At 71.5% G+C, this 17,121-nt stretch carries 15 protein-coding genes and 1 pseudogene; 7 read left to right on the top strand and 9 right to left on the bottom strand.

Translation table 11 applies throughout. The features are described 5' to 3' along the window. Nucleotides 1-88 precede the first annotated feature (88 nt). Nucleotides 89-1,477, top strand: coding sequence for a cystathionine beta-synthase (locus J7E87_RS14380; RefSeq protein WP_215093779.1), 1,389 nt, complete (start codon nucleotides 89-91; stop codon nucleotides 1,475-1,477). 473 nt (nucleotides 1,478-1,950) lie between these two features. Here J7E87_RS14380 and J7E87_RS14375 read toward each other — a convergent pair whose 3' ends face one another. After that, complete coding sequence (locus J7E87_RS14375; protein WP_215093777.1) at nucleotides 1,951-2,367, bottom strand: hypothetical protein; 417 nt, start codon at nucleotides 2,365-2,367, stop codon at nucleotides 1,951-1,953. A 109-nt stretch (nucleotides 2,368-2,476) separates the two neighbouring features. Next, nucleotides 2,477-2,680 (bottom strand): annotated as a pseudogene (locus J7E87_RS14370) (glycine betaine ABC transporter substrate-binding protein); the annotation flags it as partial. Nucleotides 2,681-2,822: 142 nt separating this feature from the next. Here J7E87_RS14370 and J7E87_RS14365 point away from each other — a divergent pair. Beyond that, nucleotides 2,823-4,337, top strand: coding sequence for an aromatic amino acid ammonia-lyase (locus J7E87_RS14365; RefSeq protein ID WP_215093775.1), 1,515 nt, complete (start codon nucleotides 2,823-2,825; stop codon nucleotides 4,335-4,337). Further along, entirely contained in the window at nucleotides 4,334-5,170 is an 837-nt protein-coding gene (locus tag J7E87_RS14360; RefSeq protein WP_215093774.1) for a MurR/RpiR family transcriptional regulator, read from the top strand. Before J7E87_RS14365 ends, J7E87_RS14360 begins: the two co-directional genes overlap by 4 nt. 295 nt (nucleotides 5,171-5,465) lie before the next feature. Here J7E87_RS14360 and J7E87_RS14355 read toward each other — a convergent pair whose 3' ends face one another. The 6 genes from J7E87_RS14355 to J7E87_RS14330 form a co-directional block, all read right to left on the bottom strand. Then, nucleotides 5,466-5,840: a hypothetical protein gene (locus J7E87_RS14355; RefSeq protein WP_215093772.1), complete on the bottom strand. Its 375-nt coding sequence runs from the start codon at nucleotides 5,838-5,840 to the stop codon at nucleotides 5,466-5,468. Between the two features lie 57 nt (nucleotides 5,841-5,897). Beyond that, on the bottom strand, nucleotides 5,898-6,326 hold the full coding sequence (locus tag J7E87_RS14350; RefSeq protein ID WP_215093770.1) for a roadblock/LC7 domain-containing protein: 429 nt from the start codon (nucleotides 6,324-6,326) through the stop codon (nucleotides 5,898-5,900). A gap of 37 nt (nucleotides 6,327-6,363) precedes the next feature. Continuing rightward, a complete protein-coding gene (locus J7E87_RS14345; protein ID WP_215093768.1) occupies nucleotides 6,364-7,128 on the bottom strand; it encodes a transcriptional regulator in 765 nt (254 codons plus the stop codon). Further along, the gene (locus J7E87_RS14340; RefSeq protein ID WP_215093766.1) at nucleotides 7,125-7,535 is read right to left on the bottom strand and encodes a hypothetical protein; all 411 of its coding nucleotides are present in this window, start codon (nucleotides 7,533-7,535) and stop codon (nucleotides 7,125-7,127) included. Before J7E87_RS14340 ends, J7E87_RS14345 begins: the two co-directional genes overlap by 4 nt. A 224-nt stretch (nucleotides 7,536-7,759) precedes the next feature. Continuing rightward, nucleotides 7,760-9,121 (bottom strand): APC family permease, encoded by a 1,362-nt coding sequence (locus J7E87_RS14335; RefSeq protein WP_215093764.1) that lies wholly within the window; start codon nucleotides 9,119-9,121, stop codon nucleotides 7,760-7,762. A 60-nt stretch (nucleotides 9,122-9,181) separates the two neighbouring features. After that, entirely contained in the window at nucleotides 9,182-10,504 is a 1,323-nt protein-coding gene (locus J7E87_RS14330) for a diaminopimelate decarboxylase (RefSeq protein WP_215093762.1), read from the bottom strand. Between the two features lie 118 nt (nucleotides 10,505-10,622). Between J7E87_RS14330 and hutU the strand changes: the two genes are divergently transcribed. The 4 genes from hutU (at nucleotide 10,623) to hutI (ending at nucleotide 16,228) form a co-directional block, all read left to right on the top strand. Further along, on the top strand, nucleotides 10,623-12,287 hold the full coding sequence (hutU, locus tag J7E87_RS14325; protein ID WP_215093760.1) for a urocanate hydratase: 1,665 nt from the start codon (nucleotides 10,623-10,625) through the stop codon (nucleotides 12,285-12,287). Nucleotides 12,288-12,514: 227 nt separating this feature from the next. Next, nucleotides 12,515-13,705 (top strand): allantoate amidohydrolase, encoded by a 1,191-nt coding sequence (locus tag J7E87_RS14320; protein ID WP_215093896.1) that lies wholly within the window; start codon nucleotides 12,515-12,517, stop codon nucleotides 13,703-13,705. Further along, on the top strand, nucleotides 13,696-15,045 hold the full coding sequence (locus J7E87_RS14315) for a formimidoylglutamate deiminase (protein ID WP_215093758.1): 1,350 nt from the start codon (nucleotides 13,696-13,698) through the stop codon (nucleotides 15,043-15,045). Before J7E87_RS14320 ends, J7E87_RS14315 begins: the two co-directional genes overlap by 10 nt. Before the next feature lie 10 nt (nucleotides 15,046-15,055). Continuing rightward, nucleotides 15,056-16,228 (top strand): imidazolonepropionase, encoded by a 1,173-nt coding sequence (gene hutI, locus J7E87_RS14310; protein ID WP_251017421.1) that lies wholly within the window; start codon nucleotides 15,056-15,058, stop codon nucleotides 16,226-16,228. Here hutI and J7E87_RS14305 read toward each other — a convergent pair. Then, on the bottom strand, nucleotides 16,207-17,073 hold the full coding sequence (locus J7E87_RS14305; protein ID WP_215093753.1) for an SDR family oxidoreductase: 867 nt from the start codon (nucleotides 17,071-17,073) through the stop codon (nucleotides 16,207-16,209). The genes hutI and J7E87_RS14305 overlap by 22 nt on opposite strands. Nucleotides 17,074-17,121: the final 48 nt, after the last annotated feature.

Raw genomic sequence — 17,121 nt, 5'->3', positions numbered from 1 at the left:
CAGCTAACTGCCCCGTGGCGACCGTCGCCCAATCACACGCTGCTCCGCTTACGCTGGCGGCATCACTACGGAGACCCCGGAGAACATTGTGCGTATCCACCACTCGATGATCAGTCTCGTCGGCAACACCCCGCTGCTGAAGCTGAATAGCGTCACCGCAGGCATCCAGGCGACGGTCCTGGCCAAGGTCGAATACTTCAATCCCGGCGGGTCGGTGAAGGACCGCATCGCCCTGCGGATGATCGAAGCGGCGGAGGAGAGCGGAGCGCTGCAGCCCGGCGGCACGATCGTCGAGCCGACCAGCGGGAACACCGGCGTCGGTCTTGCCATCGTGGCCCAGCAGAAGGGCTACAAGTGCATCTTCGTCTGCCCGGACAAGGTGTCCACGGACAAGATCAATGTGCTGCGTGCGTACGGCGCCGAGGTCGTCGTCTGCCCCACGGCCGTCGACCCCGAGCACCCCGACTCGTACTACAACGTCTCCGACCGGCTGGTGCGGGAGACGCCCGGCGCCTGGAAGCCCGACCAGTACTCCAACCCGAACAACCCGCGCTCGCACTACGAGAGCACCGGTCCCGAGCTGTGGGAGCAGACGGACGGGCGGATCACCCACTTCGTCGCGGGCGTCGGCACCGGCGGCACGATCTCCGGCACCGGGCGCTACCTCAAGGAGGCCAGCGACGGCGAGGTCAAGGTCATCGGCGCCGACCCGGAGGGCTCGGTGTACTCCGGCGGCTCCGGCCGGCCGTACCTGGTCGAGGGCGTCGGTGAAGACTTCTGGCCGTCCGCGTACGACGCGACGGTGACCGACGAGATCGTCGCCGTGTCCGACAAGGACTCCTTCCAGATGACGCGCCGTCTCGCCAAGGAGGAGGGCCTGCTCGTCGGCGGCTCCTGCGGCATGGCGGTCGTCGCGGCGCTGCGCGTCGCCGAGGGCCTGGGCCCCGACGACGTGGTGGTCGTGCTGCTCCCGGACAGCGGCCGTGGCTACCTCTCCAAGATCTTCAACGACGAGTGGATGGCCGACTACGGCTTCCTGGAGGGCGAAGGCCCGTCCGCGAGCGTCGGCGACGTGCTGCGCCACAAGGAGGGCGGCCGGATCCCGAGCCTGGTGCACATGCACCCGGAGGAGACCGTCGGCGAGGCCATCGAGGTGCTGCGGGAGTACGGCGTCTCCCAGATGCCGATCGTCAAGCCGGGCGCCGGTCACCCGGACGTGATGGCCGCCGAGGTGATCGGCTCGGTCGTCGAACGCGAGCTGCTGGACGCCCTGTTCAACCAGCGTGCCGCGCTGAACGACCCGCTCGAGAAGCACATGTCCGCGCCGCTGCCGCAGGTCGGCTCGGGCGAGCCGGTGGCCGACCTGATGTCGGTGCTCGGCGTGGCGGACGCGGCGATCGTGCTGGTGGAGGGCAAGCCGATGGGTGTGGTGAGCCGTCAGGACCTGCTGGCGTTCCTCGCCGGCGGCGGCAAGTAGCCGTCCGGGGGACGGGAATTCGCGCCGAGGGCGACCGGGCCACTCCCGGTCGCCCTCGGCGGCGGGGCCAATCCGCACTGTGGCTTCCGGGCCGCTCCGGCCCCCGTAGTGCCCCGGTCGCGAAAACGGTACGGGCGCGACACGTTCGCGCAGCACCCGCTTAACACGAGTGCGGCACATTGGTGGATGTCGGCAGGGGGCCCGGGCAGGGATCCCGGCCGGCACCCAATGCGGCGTCTAGGAAACTCCGGAGCGGCTCCCGGACCTCCCAAGACGCCCTGGACGCGGAGACCGGCCTGACCCGGGACCGTGTCCCACGCGGGGACCGCCGTCGTCCCGCCCCCCGGTTCGCCGGGGGTGCCGGCGGTCCCCGCGCACAGCTTTTTCCGGCGCCAGGTTCCCCTTCGGGGCGCCTTGGACGCGCCCCTTCGGCTGACTCGAGACGCGCCCCTTCGACTCACTCGCGAAGGTGCCTACTCCTCCCAGTCGGACTTCTCGCTCCTGTGGCGCTGCCACGGCCAGCCCCGCGCCGCGTGCACCGCGTTGACGCCGACGATGCCGAACCAGGCGACGACCAGGCCCGGCAGGTCGGCGTTGACCACGGCGATCGCCGACAGCGGAACGGCGAGGATCATCGAGATGATCCCGAAGCCGAAGCGCTCCCCGAAGTTGGCCTCCGCGGAATGCGACGGGCGGGCATCCCGGGCGACCGTCATCTGCTGTTCGGCGAGCTGGCGCCGGACACGGCGGTCCACCGTGCCGTCGAGGCGCTGTTCGACCTTCTCCAGGAATGATTCGATGAGCGCGGACTCGTAGTCTTCCCCCAGCTCACGGCGGGCGTGCAGGGTGGCGTCGAGTTCCTTCTTGAGCTCAGGGTCGCGGGCTTCCATAACGGTTCACGCTACGGCCGGGTGCCCGCCGCGTCAGTGGGGCTAGCCCCACTGTTTCCCCCTGGGGGAGCCGGGGGTGAGGTTCGTACGGCCCGGGCCGTGCCGTCGGTCAGCTTCCCTTCTTGGCGAGGCCGTGCTGCTTCGCCCAGGAGTTCGCGACGTCCTCCGGGTCCTTCTTGTCCTTGTCGACCTGCCGGTTGAGCTCGGTCAGCTGCTCCGTGGTCAGCGCGGCGCCGAGCCGGGCCAGCGCCTTGCGCACCGTCGAGTCGGCCTTGCGGTCCGCGATCAGCGGGACGACATGCTGACCGGGGATCCCCTTGCCCCGCCTGCATATCGTCATGCAGAGTTCTCGGCGTCTGAATAAGTTGTCAATGCCCCGGGGTAAATCACTGGTTAGAGATGCTCGATGCTCGGCAGGCAGGACAAGCCGTCCGAAAAGGAGGGGTCTACGCGTGATGTCGTCCCACATGTTGGACTCGCCCATCGGCGTCGTGGTCCTCGACGGACAGAGCCTCCCGGTCGCGGACATCGTCCGGCTGGCCGATGGCGCGGCTCGACCCGTACCCGGCTCAGAAGCGATCAAGCGTGTCGAGGCCGCCTGGGACGCCGCGCGGGAGCTCGCCGCCTCCGGCCGCGTCTACGGGCGCTCCACCGGCGTGGGCGCCAACCGGAACGAGAACGTGCCCACCGGGGCCGCCGCCGACCACGGCCTGCGGCTGCTGCGCTCGCACGCCGGCGCGATCGGCGAGCCGCTGCCCGCCCGCGAGGTCCGAGCCATGCTGGCGGTACGGGCGAATCAGCTGCTCGCGGGTGGCGCCGGACTGCGGCCCGGCGTCGTCACCGCGCTCTGCGAGGCGCTGGAGAGCGGCGCGTACCCGGTCGTGAACGAGTTCGGCTCGGTCGGCACCGGCGACATCGCGGCCCTCGCCCAGATGGGGCTGGCGCTCGCTGGCGAACAGCCCTGGAATGTCGATGCGGGCGGCCCGCCCCCAGAGGCACAGGCGCTCGACAACAATGACGCCCTCGCCCTGATCAGCTCCAACGCCCTCACCCTCGGCCAGGCCGCGCTCGCCCTCGACGAGCTGCGCGCGCTCGTCGAGGCCACCGAGCTGGTCGCCGCCCTCTCGCTGCTCGCGGTCGACGGCTCCTACGAGGCCTACGCCGAACCCGTGCACGCGGCCCGCCCGCACCCCGGCACGTACGCCGTCGCGACCAGGATGCGCCAACTGCTCGGTGCGCCCGAGCGGCCGACCCCGCCGCTGGGCCGGATCCAGGACCCGTACGGATTCCGCTGCCTGCCGCAGATCCACGGACCCGCGCAGGACGCCGCGGACGCGCTGGAGCGGACCCTCGCGGTCGAGATCAACGCGGCCGCCGAGAACCCGCTGATCCGGGCCGCCGACATGGCCGCTTACCATCACGGCGGCTTCTACATGGCGCAACTCGCCCTGGATCTCGACCACTTCAGGCTCGCCATCACCCAGACGGCGCGGCTGTCCACCTCCCGGCTCTCCGCCCTGAACGAGCCCGCCTTCACCCGGCTGCGGCCCTTCCTCGCGGACGCGGAGGCCGCGAGCTCCGGCGTGATGATCCTCGAATACGCGGCGGGCGCGGCCCTCGGCGATCTGCGTGCCTTTTCCGCGCCCGCGTCGCTCGGCCACGCGGTACTGTCCCGGGGCGTCGAGGAACAGGCCAGCTTCGCCTCGCTGGCGGCGCGTCAGACGCTGCGGGCGGGGGGCGCGTACCGGCTCGTCATCGGCTGTGAACTCGTCGCGGCGGTACGGGCGTTGCGCCAGCGCGGGCTGCGCCCCGACCCGGAACTCCCGGTGGGTCGCGCCTTCGAGCTGGCCGAGTCGGTCCTCGACGAGGACGTCGCCGACCGGCCGCTCACCGACGATGTGACGCGGGCGGCCGGGCTGCTCGACCGGTTCACGGACCTGATGAGGGACACGACGAGGGGGATGGCATGAGCGAAAGCCCTGCCGCGAGACTGCAGCAGCTTTTCGAGGGCCACCGGCTCACCCCGACGCAGCGGCGGATCGCGCACAGCATGGTGCGGCGGGCGGGCGATGTGCCGTTCCTGTCCAGCGTGGAGCTCGCCGAACTGGCCGGTGTCAGCCAGCCGTCCGTCACCCGCTTCGCCGTCGCGCTCGGCTTCGACGGCTATCCGGCGCTGCGCCGGCATCTGCGGGAGGTCGCGCCCGCTTCGAGTGAGGCGGGCCCGGACGCGTACAACGAGTACCAGCAGGCGGTGCACGCCGAGATCGAGAACCTGAGTCATCTGGCCGAGCTGCTCGCCGACCCCTCCCCGGTCGAACGCGCGGGCCGGCTCCTTGCCGCGTCCCGCCCGCTGCTGGTGCTCGGCCTGCGCGCCGCGTCCTCGCAGGCCCGGGGCTTCGCGTACTTCGCGGCCAAGGTCCACCCGGATGTACGCCTGCTGGACGAGGGCGGCACGATGCTCGCCGACCGCATCGACGCGGCCCGTCGCGCGGGTGCGACCACGCTGCTGTGCTTCGCGCTGCCGCGGCACCCCAAGGAGGTCGTGGAGGCACTGGCGTACGCACGCTCCGCGGGCTTGAAGGTGGTGACGGTCGCGGACTCGGCCTTCGCCCCGGTGGCCGGCCACAGCGACCTGCTGATCCCGGCGGCGGTCGGCACGGGCCTGGCCTTCGACACGGCGTGCGCGCCGATGCTGCTGGGCCGGGTGCTGCTGGAGGCGATGTGCGACGACCTGCCCGACGCGCAGGCGCGGTTGGAAGAATTCGACGCGAGGGCGGCGGAGCGGGGCCTGTTCGTGGAGTAGTGGCCACGGGCTGCGGCGGGGCGCGGGCCGTGTGACCTGCGGGTCTGGCGGCGGGCGCACCGCTGCTGCTCGCCGGCGTCGGGCTGCCCGGTCTCTGCGTCGAGGCGCCCTGGCTCGGCCGCCGGGAGCGGGCGAGCGGGACGCTGCTGTGGATCCGTACCGACCGGATCGCGAAGGGCCCTGTCGTCGCGCCCTTCAAGGGCTTTCGGGCCATCGGCGTCGCGGGCGGCGACGCCGCACCCCGCGGGGCGCGGCGCCGCTGACCGGCGAAATGCCGGACAGTCCGGCCGCGGGGTCAGACCTCCAGCTCGGCCTCGATCTTCTTCAGTTGGTGCCGGGCCATGGCGAGGTTCGCCCGTTGCTTGTCCAGCGCGATGTAGAGGAACAGGCCGTTGGTGCCCCGGCCCTTGAGCAGCCGGATCATGTGGTACTGCGAGCCGAGCGTGATCAGGATGTCCTCGATGCCCTCTTTGAGCCCGAGCTGCTCCATGGTGCGCAGCTTGGCGCGCACCACGTCGGTGTTGCCCGCGGCGGCCACCGTCAGGTCCAGGTCCTTTCCGCCGCCGATGGTGCCGAGGGCCATTCCGCTCGTGTAGTCGACGAGTGCGGCGCCAAGGGCGCCCTCGATGACAGTGGTGGCTTCCTTGAGGGCGGTTTCGGTGTTGGCCATGAGAGGCGCACTTCCTTTCCGTCTGTTTGGGGTGCGTGATGGTGTGGGGGTCATGGGTCAGGTGTTCTCCGGTCGTTCGAGGGCGCTGTCGACCAGTTCGCCGATGCGGGCGCTGGAGCGGCGGGCCTCGAGATGGAGCCGGCCCACGTTGATGCGTGGCTCGGCCAGGAGGGTGAGGACGGCCGAGGCGCCCGCCGCGTAGGTCGCGACGTATCCCAGGTCGCCCCGGACCAGCAGCTCACGGAAGCCGCCCTGGCCGGTGGTCTCGGTCAGGCGCAGAGCGACGCCGAGGGCGGCGGCGGTCAGTGCGGCGACGCTCTCCGCCTCTGCCGTGTCCGCCGCCAGCACCAGGCCGTCCGCGCTGGCGGCGAGGGCCCCGGTCAGCTGTGGCACCCGGACGCGGAGCCGTTTCAGTTCACCGAGCACATCGGCCTCGACCGTCATGAGCTGTCTCCTCTCGGCGCGCAGCCTCAGTGCGCGTCTCATGACGGCGAGCGGAATGCCCGGTGGATGGAGCGGTGCGTCACAGGCTTGCCTCCAGTGCGTCGCGGAGCCGGCGTAGCAGCGCGGAGTCCAACATGGCGGGTGGCTCCGCGATCTCGGATATGGCAGTGGGCTCGGTGGGCTCGGCCGGCTCGGCGCGGATCTGGATGAGCCCCGCCGCGGCCAGCCTTCGCACCTCGATCAACGTGTTGAAGGCGGGACGGCCGAGCTTCCGGGCGATCGCGGCCGGGGTGCGTACGCCGTCGGCAAGGTTCAGGAGTGCCTGCTGTCGGGGGCTGACCGTCAGCTCCGTGGTGTGCGGGCTGCGCTCCACCGGAGCGGTGTCCATCTCGGGATAGGGCCACAGGGAGTCCAGCAGCCGGCCCCGCCGCCGTGCCTCGCGCTCGACCACCTGGGCGGGGACCGGTCGCACTGCTCCGATCCAGTGGGCGACCCCGTAGCGGAAGCGGGTCGGACCGCTGCCCGGCGCCAGCGCGAAGAAGGCCGCGTCGAACAGCGCGCCCAGATGGCAGATCTCCAGCTCGCCGCCGGCGACCTGGCCGCTGTCGACGAGAAAGCGTGCGACCTCGTTGCGCGCGCCCGCCTGCGCCACCGCGTCCGCCCAGTGCTCGGGCCGCAGCCGGCCGCTCGCAGTCAGCAGTACGTCGAGGCCGGGCGCGGCCGGGCTCTCGGCATGCACGATCTGGCCGTCGGCCAGATAGAGGGCGCCGTGGTCGCGTACCAGCACGCCGGTGGCTCGCTCGTCCGCCAGCCGGACGAGCATCGGGGAGACAGCCGTTCTCATCCGAGCACCAGCCGTTCGGCGAGGTCCGAGAGGCGCAGGCGGGCCAGTGCCAGATTGCCCAGCTCCCGGTCGAGCCACAGATGCAGGAAGACGCTGCTGTCGAAGGTGGTCTCCACGAACCGCACCACGTGATAGCCGGTGCGGGTCGTGACGATGAGGTCCTCGACCGGCGGCCCCTTGGCTTTGCCACTGTCGTCGTCCACGGCGGGCTCCTCGGGTGCGAACGCCCCGTACTCCGTGGCCATCCTCGCCAGTTCGGCGGTCTCCGCGGCGGTCGCCTCGTGATCGCTTCCCGATGGCTCACCGACCGAGCCGAGCGCCAGCCCGCTGATCCAGTCCACGACTGCCGCTCCGCGCGCGCCAGGCACCAGCATGGCTTCCAGCAGACACTCGTCGATTCCGGGCACGCGGACGCTCCTCTCCGCCTGGGAATGCGGCGCACTGTTGTGCGGCAGTGACGGAGAAGTTACGCACCGTCGGCACGGGAGGGGGGAGTTGGGGCATTTTCCATCGGAACATGCCAGCGCCCGTTAAGATCCGCACCTAACCGGCGGTTCCTGACGGCTCGAGACCGGATGTCCGGCATGCCCGCACGCCGCCGGGACGGCGCGGCGGGCACTGGGGCAACTCCTTAGGTCCGGTCCTCGCCGCGTACCTTCAGCGCCACCTTGTTGATCGCCCACAGCACAACCCCGAGCGCGAGAAGCACCCCCGCCCGGATGTAGACGTCCGCCGCCCGGTCCGCGAGCGGGCTTGCCAGGATGATCGCGGTGATCGCGCCGAGCACCGGCAGTGGCGTCCAGGTGCGGAAGTGCGGGTGGTCCACGCGGTCCTTGCGCAGGACCAGTACGGCGATGTTGACCACCGCGAAGACACACAGCAGCAGGAACGCGGTGGTGTCGCCGAGCCCCTCGATCTCGCCCGTGGACACCAGCCCGATGGCGAGCAGCGTGACGAAGATGATCCCGTTGACGGGGGTGCGGCGGTTGGGCAGCACCTTCCCCATGGCGCGCGGCAGCACCCTCTCGTTGGCGAGGCCGTAGCAGAGCCGCGAAGCCATCATGATGTTGATCAGCGCGGAGTTGGTGACGGCGAAGAGCGCGATCCCGGCGAAGAGTTTGGGCGGGAAGACGACTCCGCCGGCCTTGACGACTTCCAGCAGCGGGCCGCTGGACTTCTCCAGCACGGTGTACTCGACCAGCAGCGAGGACACCAGCGCGACCAGCACATAGATCGTGCCGGTGACGGCGACGCCGATGAAGATCGCCTTGCGGAAGGTGCGGGCCGGGTCCTTGGTCTCCTCGGCCATGTTGACGGAGTCCTCGAAGCCCACGAAGGCGAAGAAGGCGAGCGCGGTCGCTCCCAGCACGCTGGTGAGCAGTGCGAACCCCGTGCCCTCGGCTTCGAAGTCGCTCAGCCGCGACGGCTCGCCCCCTCCCGTCAGTACCGCCCACAGTCCGATGGCGAGGATCACCAGCAGACCGCTCAGCTCGACCAGCGTCAGTACCACGTTGGTCTTCACCGACTCGGACACGCCGCGCAACGCCAGGCTCGCGAGCGCCAGGATGAAGACGATCGCGATCAGTGTCGACGGGATGGCGCCGGTGAACTCCTCCAAGTAGTCGCCGCTGAAGGCACGCGCGGCGGCGCTCGCGGACGACAGCCCGGAGCACATCACCATGAAGGCGATGATGAAGGTCAGGAAGGGGACCTTGAACGCCTTCTGCGTGTAGAGCGCGGCGCCCGCGGCCTTCGGGTACTTGCCGACCAGTTCGACGTACGACGCGGCGGTGAGGAGGGCGACGATGAAGCTGATGGCGAACGGCAGCCACAACGCCCCGCCGACCTTCCCCGCGACCTTGCCGGTCGTGGCGTAGATGCCGGTGCCCAGGATGTCGCCGATCACGAACAGGATCATCAGCTTCGAGCTGATGGCCCGTTTGAGCGGCGGCTCGTTGAGCGGCGTCGCTTCCGGTGTGCCGGTCGTGGACATGGGCCCCTCCGGTCGGTGGGATGACAGAAAGGATCTGCCCCATGCGCGGTGCGGACTACCTCAGATGCCGCCGGTCAGCGCATCCGGGTGATCGCCGCCGGACTCGCTGACGATCCCCTCCAGGCTCTGCGGGGCCCGTACGGTCGCGAACCGCACAGATCCGTCCGCACCGGTGCCGAAGCCGTACACCCCGGGCCGCGGAAGGCTGTTGTAGCCGTAGTGGTTCGAGAAGTAGTACGCGCCGGTGTCCAGCGCGGCGATCACATCGCCCTGCTCCAGCAGGGGCAGCGGCCGCGCCTCGGCGAGCAGGTCGCCCGCGAAGCAGGCCGGTCCCGCGATGTCCTGCGGGACGTCCGCACCGGCCTTCGGGATGCCCTTGGAGTCGTACGCGGCGATGCGCAGCGGCCAGGAGATCGGGTCGTAGACCGTACGGGTGGCGACCTGGACGCCCGCGTGGGTGACCGCGATGGGGCGGGAGCCCGCCGTCTTCGCGTACTCGACGCGGGCGAGCACCGTGCCGTGCTTGGCGAGCAGGGACCGGCCGAACTCGGTGACCAGGCCGTAGCGCCCGTCGAGCAGCCCGGGGACCTGCTCCGCCAGCAGCCCGGCGTACTCGGCGAAGGTCGGGGTCTCCTCGTCGGAGGCGAAGTTGACCGGGAGGCCGCCGCCGATGTCGATGGTGTCGATCTGCTGCCGCCCGACCGCGGCGTTGATCTCCTCAGCGAGCTTGTACACCGCCCGGATGCCCTGCGCCATGAGGGTGAGCGGCATGCCCTGCGAGCCGGAGTGGGTGTGCAGCCGGGTCAGCCAGGGGCGGTCGAGATAGGCGCGTACGACCCACTCGCGAGCCCCCTCGTCGCGCAGCGCGACCCCGAATTTCGAGGTGGGCGTCGCCGTGGAGAGCGCCCCGATGGCGCCCCGGCCGATTTGCGGATTGACCCGCAGGCCGAGCGGGGACCGGCTGCCGGCGGAGGAGACGAGGGCGTCGACGCGCGCGAGCTCCTGCGGATTGTCGGCGTTGACGGCGATCCCCAGGGAGAGGGCTTCGCGCAGCTCGGAGGGTGTTTTGGCGGGGGAGTCGAGGACCGTGCGCTCCGGGCCCACGCCGGCGGCCCGGGCCAGCGCCAGCTCGCCCGGGCTCGCGACCTCCGCGCCGATGCCCTCGGCGCGCAGCAGCGCGAGTACGGCAGCGAGGGGTGAGGCCTTCACGGCGAAGGCGTGCAGCACGGGCGCGTCGGTGACGGCGGCGAATGCCGCTCGCAGCGAGGCGGCGGAGGCGCGGATGCCGGCCACGTCGAGGAGGGCGGCGACCGGCTGCGCCTCGCTGAGAAGACCCTGCTCCACTGCCGCACGTACGGCCTGATCCCGACGGTCTGAAGCCATGTGCTTCAGCCAATCACCCGGTAGGCCACGGCGCAGCTGTTGACTAAGACTATTCAGGCCGACAGGATGTGAATAGATGAGCCAACACTCATGATCGCAGTCGCGAGGAGGCATTGCCATGTCAGGACCCCGACCCGTACGGGCACCGCGCGGTACGGAACTGAGCGCCCTGGGATGGCAGCAGGAGGCCGCCCTCCGCATGCTCCAGAACAACCTCGACCCCGAGGTCGCCGAGCACCCGGACAAGCTCGTCGTCTACGGCGGCACCGGCAAGGCCGCCCGCGACTGGCGCTCCTTCGACGCGATGGTGCGCACGCTGCGGACGCTGAAGCAGGACGAAACGATGCTCGTCCAGTCCGGCCGCCCGGTCGGTGTGATGCAGACGCACGAGTGGGCGCCGCGCGTGCTCATCGCCAACTCCAACCTGGTCGGTGACTGGGCGAACTGGGAGGAGTTCCGGCGTCTCGAGGCACTCGGCCTCACCATGTACGGCCAGATGACGGCCGGTTCGTGGATCTACATCGGCACACAGGGCATTCTGCAGGGCACGTACGAGACGTTCGCCGCCGTCGCCGCGAAGAAGTTCGGCGGCACGCTGGCCGGGACGATCACTCTGACCGCCGGTCTGGGCGGAATGGGCGGCGCGCAGCCGCTGGCCGTCACCATGAACGACGGCGTCGCGATCTGTATCGACGTCGACCCGCGGGCGATCGAGCGCCGTATCGAGCACCGCTACCTGGACGTGCGCGCGAACTCGCTGGAGCACGCGCTCCAGCTGGCCGTCGAGGCACGCGACGCGCGCCGCCCGCTCTCCATCGGCCTGCTCGGCAACGCGGCGGAGCTGCTGCCGAGGATGCTCGCCGAGGGCGCGCCGATCGACATCGTGACCGACCAGACGAGCGCCCACGATCCGCTGGCCTACCTGCCGGTCGGTGTCGACCTCGACGACATGCAGTCGTACGCGGCGGAGAAGCCGGCCGACTTCACACAGCGCGCGCGTGAGTCGATGGCCAGGCATGTGGAAGCCATGGTCGGCTTCATGGACGCGGGCGCCGAGGTCTTCGACTACGGCAACTCGATCCGTGGCGAGGCGCAACTGGCCGGTTACGGCCGGGCGTTCGACTTCCCCGGCTTCGTCCCGGCGTACATCCGGCCGCTGTTCTGCGAGGGCAAGGGCCCGTTCCGCTGGGCCGCCCTGTCGGGTGAGGCTTCGGACATCCACAAGACCGACAAGGCGATGCTCGAGCTCTTCCCCGAGAACGAGTCCCTGCACCGCTGGATCAAGCTGGCCGGCGAGCGCGTCCACTTCCAGGGCCTGCCGGCCCGTATCTGCTGGCTGGGCTACGGCGAGCGGGACCGCGCGGGCGAGCGCTTCAACGACATGGTGGCGTCCGGCGAGCTGGCCGCCCCGCTGGTGATCGGCCGCGACCACCTGGACTGCGGCTCGGTGGCGTCCCCGTACCGCGAGACGGAGGCCATGCTCGACGGCTCCGACGCGATCGCCGACTGGCCGCTGCTGAACGCGATGGTCAATGTCGCGTCCGGCGCGAGCTGGGTCTCCATCCACCACGGCGGCGGCGTCGGCATGGGCCGCTCCATCCATGCGGGCCAGGTCTCCGTGGCGGACGGCACGAAGCTGGCCGGCGAGAAGATCCGCCGGGTGCTGACGAACGACCCGGGAATGGGCGTCATCCGGCATGTGGACGCGGGCTACGACATCGCGGAGTCGGTCGCGGACGAGCGTGGCGTGCGGGTCCCGATGCGGGAAGGGGACCAGGCGTGACGTCGGCCGACGCCAACCCGGCCGGCCCGGCGCCGGAGCACCGGGCCCCGGGCGAGGCTGCCCCCACGGGCGGCGGGCGGGCGGAATCAACCCCTCCGGCGTTTGAGGAGCGGGGGTCCCCGCACGCCCGCGGGGCGGAGGGGGAGGGTCCGGCGCGGAGCCCCCACGCGGCGGAGCCGCACGGTGAAACAGTGGGAAGGGACAGGGCCGGGGAGTCCTTCCACCAGATGTGGGCGGACCTCGCCCCCATCGGCCGCAACCCGGAAACCCGCGGCTACCGCCGCTACGCCTGGACCGCCGCCGACACCGACTGCCGCGCCTGGTTCCGGGCCCAGGCAGAAACCCGCGGCCTCACCTACGAGACCGACCGCAACGGCAACCAGTGGGCCTGGCTCGGCGACCCCACCGCCCCCGGCGCCGTCGTCACCGGCTCGCACCTCGACTCCGTCCCCGACGGCGGCGCGTTCGACGGCCCCCTCGGCGTCGTCTCCTCCTTCGCCGCGCTCGATGAACTCCGCCGCAGGGGAGCGGAGTTCACCCGGCCCCTCGCCATCACCAACTTCGGTGACGAGGAGGGCGCCCGCTTCGGCCTCGCCTGCGTCGGCTCGCGACTCGCGGCCGGACAGCTGACGCGCGAAGCGGCGTACGGGCTCCGCGACGGCGACGGGGTGTCGCTCCCGCAGGCCATGGAGGCGGCCGGATACGACCCGTCCACCATCGGTCCCGACCCCGAACGGCTCGCCCGTATCGGCGCGTTCGTCGAGCTCCACGTCGAGCAGGGCCGTGCCCTCGACCTGTCCGGCGACCGGGTCGGCATCGCGTCCGCGATCTGGCCGCACGGCCGCTGGCGGTTCGACTTCCACGGCGAGGCCAACCACGCCGGCACCACGCGGCTCGTCGACCGCCGCGACCCGATGCTGACGTACGCGCAGACGGTCCTCGCCGCGCGCCGCGAGGCGGAACTCGCGGGCGCGGTCGCCACGTTCGGCAAGATCGCCGTCGAGCCGAACGCCGTCAACGCGATTCCCTCGCTGGTGCGCGGCTGGCTGGACTCCCGCGCTCCCGACCAGGCCACGCTCGACACGGTGACGGCCGGCATCGAAAGATCCGCGCGCGAGTACGCCGACCGGCACGGGGTGGACCTGACGGTCGTACGGGAGTCCTTCACCCCCGTGATCGAATTCGAGCACGCCCTGCGCGACGAGCTGAACAAGATCCTGGGCGGCACGGTTCCGGTGCTCGGCACGGGCGCGGGCCACGACGCGGGTATTTTGTCCGGTTCCATCCCGACGGCCATGCTGTTCGTACGGAACCCCACGGGCGTCTCGCACTCCCCGGCGGAGTTCGCCGCCGAGGACGACTGTGTGGCCGGGGTGCTCGCACTCGCCGACGTACTGGAGGGCCTGGCGTGCAGTTGACGTACTGGGCGGAACACGCCTGGCTGGAAACGAACGTCGAGCCGGGCGTGGCGCTCGAGGTGGCGGACGGCCGGATCACCGCCGTACGCAAGGGGGCCGAAGCCCCGCCGCCGGGCGCCGTAGTGCTGCGCGGCCTGACGATCCCGGGCCTCGCGAACGCACACTCGCACGCCTTCCACCGCGCCCTGCGGGGCACGGTGCAGGTGGGCGCCGGGACCTTCTGGACCTGGCGCGAGGTGATGTACCAGGTCGCGTCGCGGCTGACACCGGAAACGTACTTCTCGCTCGCCCGGGCGGTGTACGCGGAGATGGCGCTGGCCGGGATCACGGCGGTCGGCGAGTTCCACTATCTGCACCACGCGCCGGGCGGGGCCGCGTACCGCGACCCGAACGCGATGGGCGAGGCACTGATCGCGGCGGCGGCGGATGCGGGGATCCGGATCACGCTGCTGGACACGGCGTATCTGTCGTCCGCCATCAGGAATAAGCACAGTGGCGAGGCGCCGACCAAGCTCCAGTTGCGCTTCTCCGACGGCACGGCAGAGGCGTGGGCCGAACGGGCCTCCGCGCTGAAGGGCGGCGACCATGCGCTGATCGGCGCGGCGATCCATTCGGTACGCGCGGTCCCGGCCGGGCAGCTGAGCACGGTGGCTCAGTGGGCACAGGAGCGCCGGGCCCCGCTCCATGTCCACCTCTCCGAGCAGACGGCGGAGAACGAGGCGTGCCTCGCCGCGCACGGGTGCACCCCGACGCGACTGCTCGCCGACCACGGCGTACTGGGCCCGCGGACGACGGGCGTCCACAACACGCATCTGACGAACGAGGACGTCGCGCTGCTGGGCGGGACGTCGTCGGGCACGTGCATGTGCCCGACGACGGAACGCGACCTGGCGGACGGCATCGGCCCGGCGGCGGCGCTGCAGGGGGCCGGCTCACCGCTGTCGCTCGGCAGCGACAGCCATGCTGTGATCGACCTGCTGGAGGAGGCGCGCGCGATGGAACTGAACGAACGCCTGCGCACCCGGACGCGCGGCCACTGGACGGCCGCGGCCCTGCTGCGGGCCGCGACCGAAGACGGCCACGCCGCACTGGGATGGCACGAAGCGGGCCGCCTCGAGCCGGGCATGCTGGCGGACTTCACGACGGTGGCCCTGGACTCGGTCCGCACGGCGGGTCCGGTGCAGCGCCTGGCGGTCGAGACGGCGATCTTCGCGGCGACGGCGGCGGATGTGCGCCACACGGTCGTGGCGGGCCGCCAGGTGGTGCGGGACGGTTCGCACGTCCTGGTCCCGGACGTCCCGGCGGCCCTCGCCTCGTCCATCGCAGCGCTGCGCGGCTAGAGAGGAACCCATGACCACCACCGTCATCACCAACATCGGCAGCCTCGTCACCAACGACCCCGCCCTCGGCGACGGAACCCCCATCGGCCTCCTCCAGGACGCCGCCGTAGTCATCGACGGCGACCGCATCGCATGGGTCGGACCCAACGCCGACGCCCCGGCAGCCGATGAGGCCGTCGACGCCGCCGGCCGCGCCGTCATCCCCGGCTTCGTCGATTCCCACTCCCACCTCCTCTTCGCCGGCGACCGCACCCAGGAGTTCAACGCCCGGATGTCCGGCCGCGCCTATACCGCCGGCGGCATCCGCACCACCGTCGCCGCCACTCGCGCGGCCTCTGACGAAGCGCTCGAAGCGAACCTCACGCACTACCTCCGCGAGGCGCTGCGCCAGGGCACCACCACTTTCGAGACCAAGTCCGGCTACGGGCTCACCGTCGAGGACGAGGCCCGCGCCCTGCGGATCGCTGCGAGGCACACCGACGAGATCACCTACCTCGGCGCGCACATCGTCCCGCCCGACTACGCCGACGACCCCGCCGCCTACGTCGCCCTCGTCACCGGCGAGATGCTCGACGCCTGTGCTCCGTACGCCCGTTGGGTCGACGTCTTCTGCGAGAAGGGGGCCTTCGACGGCGACCAGGCCCGCGCGATCCTCACCGCCGGCAAGGCGAAGGGCCTGCACCCCCGTGTGCACGCCAACCAGCTGAGCTACGGCCCCGGCGTGCAGCTCGCCGTCGAGCTCGACGCCGCCTCCGCCGACCACTGCACGCACCTCACCGACGCGGACGTCGACGCCCTCGCGAGCAGCGAGACCGTCGCCACGCTGCTGCCCGGCGCGGAGTTCTCCACCCGCGCCGAATGGCCGGACGCCCGCCGCCTGCTCGACGCCGGCGTGACCGTCGCGCTGTCCACGGACTGCAACCCGGGCTCGTCGTTCACGTCCTCCGTCCCGTTCTGCATCGCCCTCGCCGTACGGGACATGAAGATGACCCCGGACGAAGCCATCTGGTCCGCGACGGCCGGCGGGGCGCGGGCGCTGCGCCGTACGGACATCGGCCGCATCACCCCCGGCGCCCGCGCCGACCTCGTGCTGCTCGACGCCCCGAGCCATGTCCACCTCGCCTACCGGCCGGGCGTCCCGCTCGTCTCGGACGTATGGCGTCAGGGCAAGAGGTGCCCGTAGCTGTCCGGGTTGTCCATCAAATACCCGGCGAAGGTCTTCGCCGGGTGCCCGGTCAACCGCGGTACGGCATCGGAGACGGTGGCCATCTCCCCGGCGGCGATCGCCTCGTACGAGGACACCCAGCCGGTGACCTCCCAGTCCTCGACGCCGTAGTGGGCCCGTGAGGCGTACGCCTCCTCGCGCGTCTCGGGCACATAGGTGACCGTGCGCCCGGTGACCCGGCTCAGTTCCCCGGCCACCTCGGCGAGGGAGAGCGCGACGGGCCCGGTGACGTCGTACGTCGCCCCGTCGTGCCCATCGCCCAGCAGCACGGCAGCGGCCACGTCCGCGATGTCCTCGTGCGCGACGGCGGCCACCCGCCCCTCGCCCGCGGGCCCGCGGATCACCCCGTCCGCCCCGGCCATCGCCGGCAGCTCGGCCAGATAGAAGCTGTCCCGCAGGAAGGTGTACGCCGGCCCCGTGCCCCGGATGTACTCCTCGGTGTGCCAGTGGTCGCGGGCGTACGTGAACGTCGCGTCGGGCGCGGCGCCGAGGAAGGACACGTACACGATGCGCTCGATCCCCGCCGCGACGGCGGCGTCGACAGCGCTGGTGTGCACCCGCACCCGTTCGCGCGCCTCGTGCGCGGAGACGAGAAACAGCGTCTGCGCCCCGTCGAGGGCCCGCCGCATCGCCTCCCCGTCCCGGTAATCGGCGGCGGGCGCGATGTCGGCCCCCGCCGGCGCGGGCAGCCGCCCCGGATCCCGCCCGAGCAGCCGAACGGCGGCCCCGGCCCCGACAAGCCGACGGGCAACCCGCCCCCCGACGCGGCCACTTGCTCCGGTGACGGCGATGACTGGGGGCATGGACTGTCCTCTCCTCGTGCTGCTTGCTCCGAGGCTACGGCCGGGCTT

The sequence above is a fragment of the Streptomyces sp. ISL-1 genome (assembly GCF_018614585.1).
Classification (GTDB): Bacteria; Actinomycetota; Actinomycetes; order Streptomycetales; family Streptomycetaceae; genus Streptomyces; species Streptomyces maoxianensis.
This window is presented reverse-complemented; position numbering and strand designations above follow the sequence as displayed.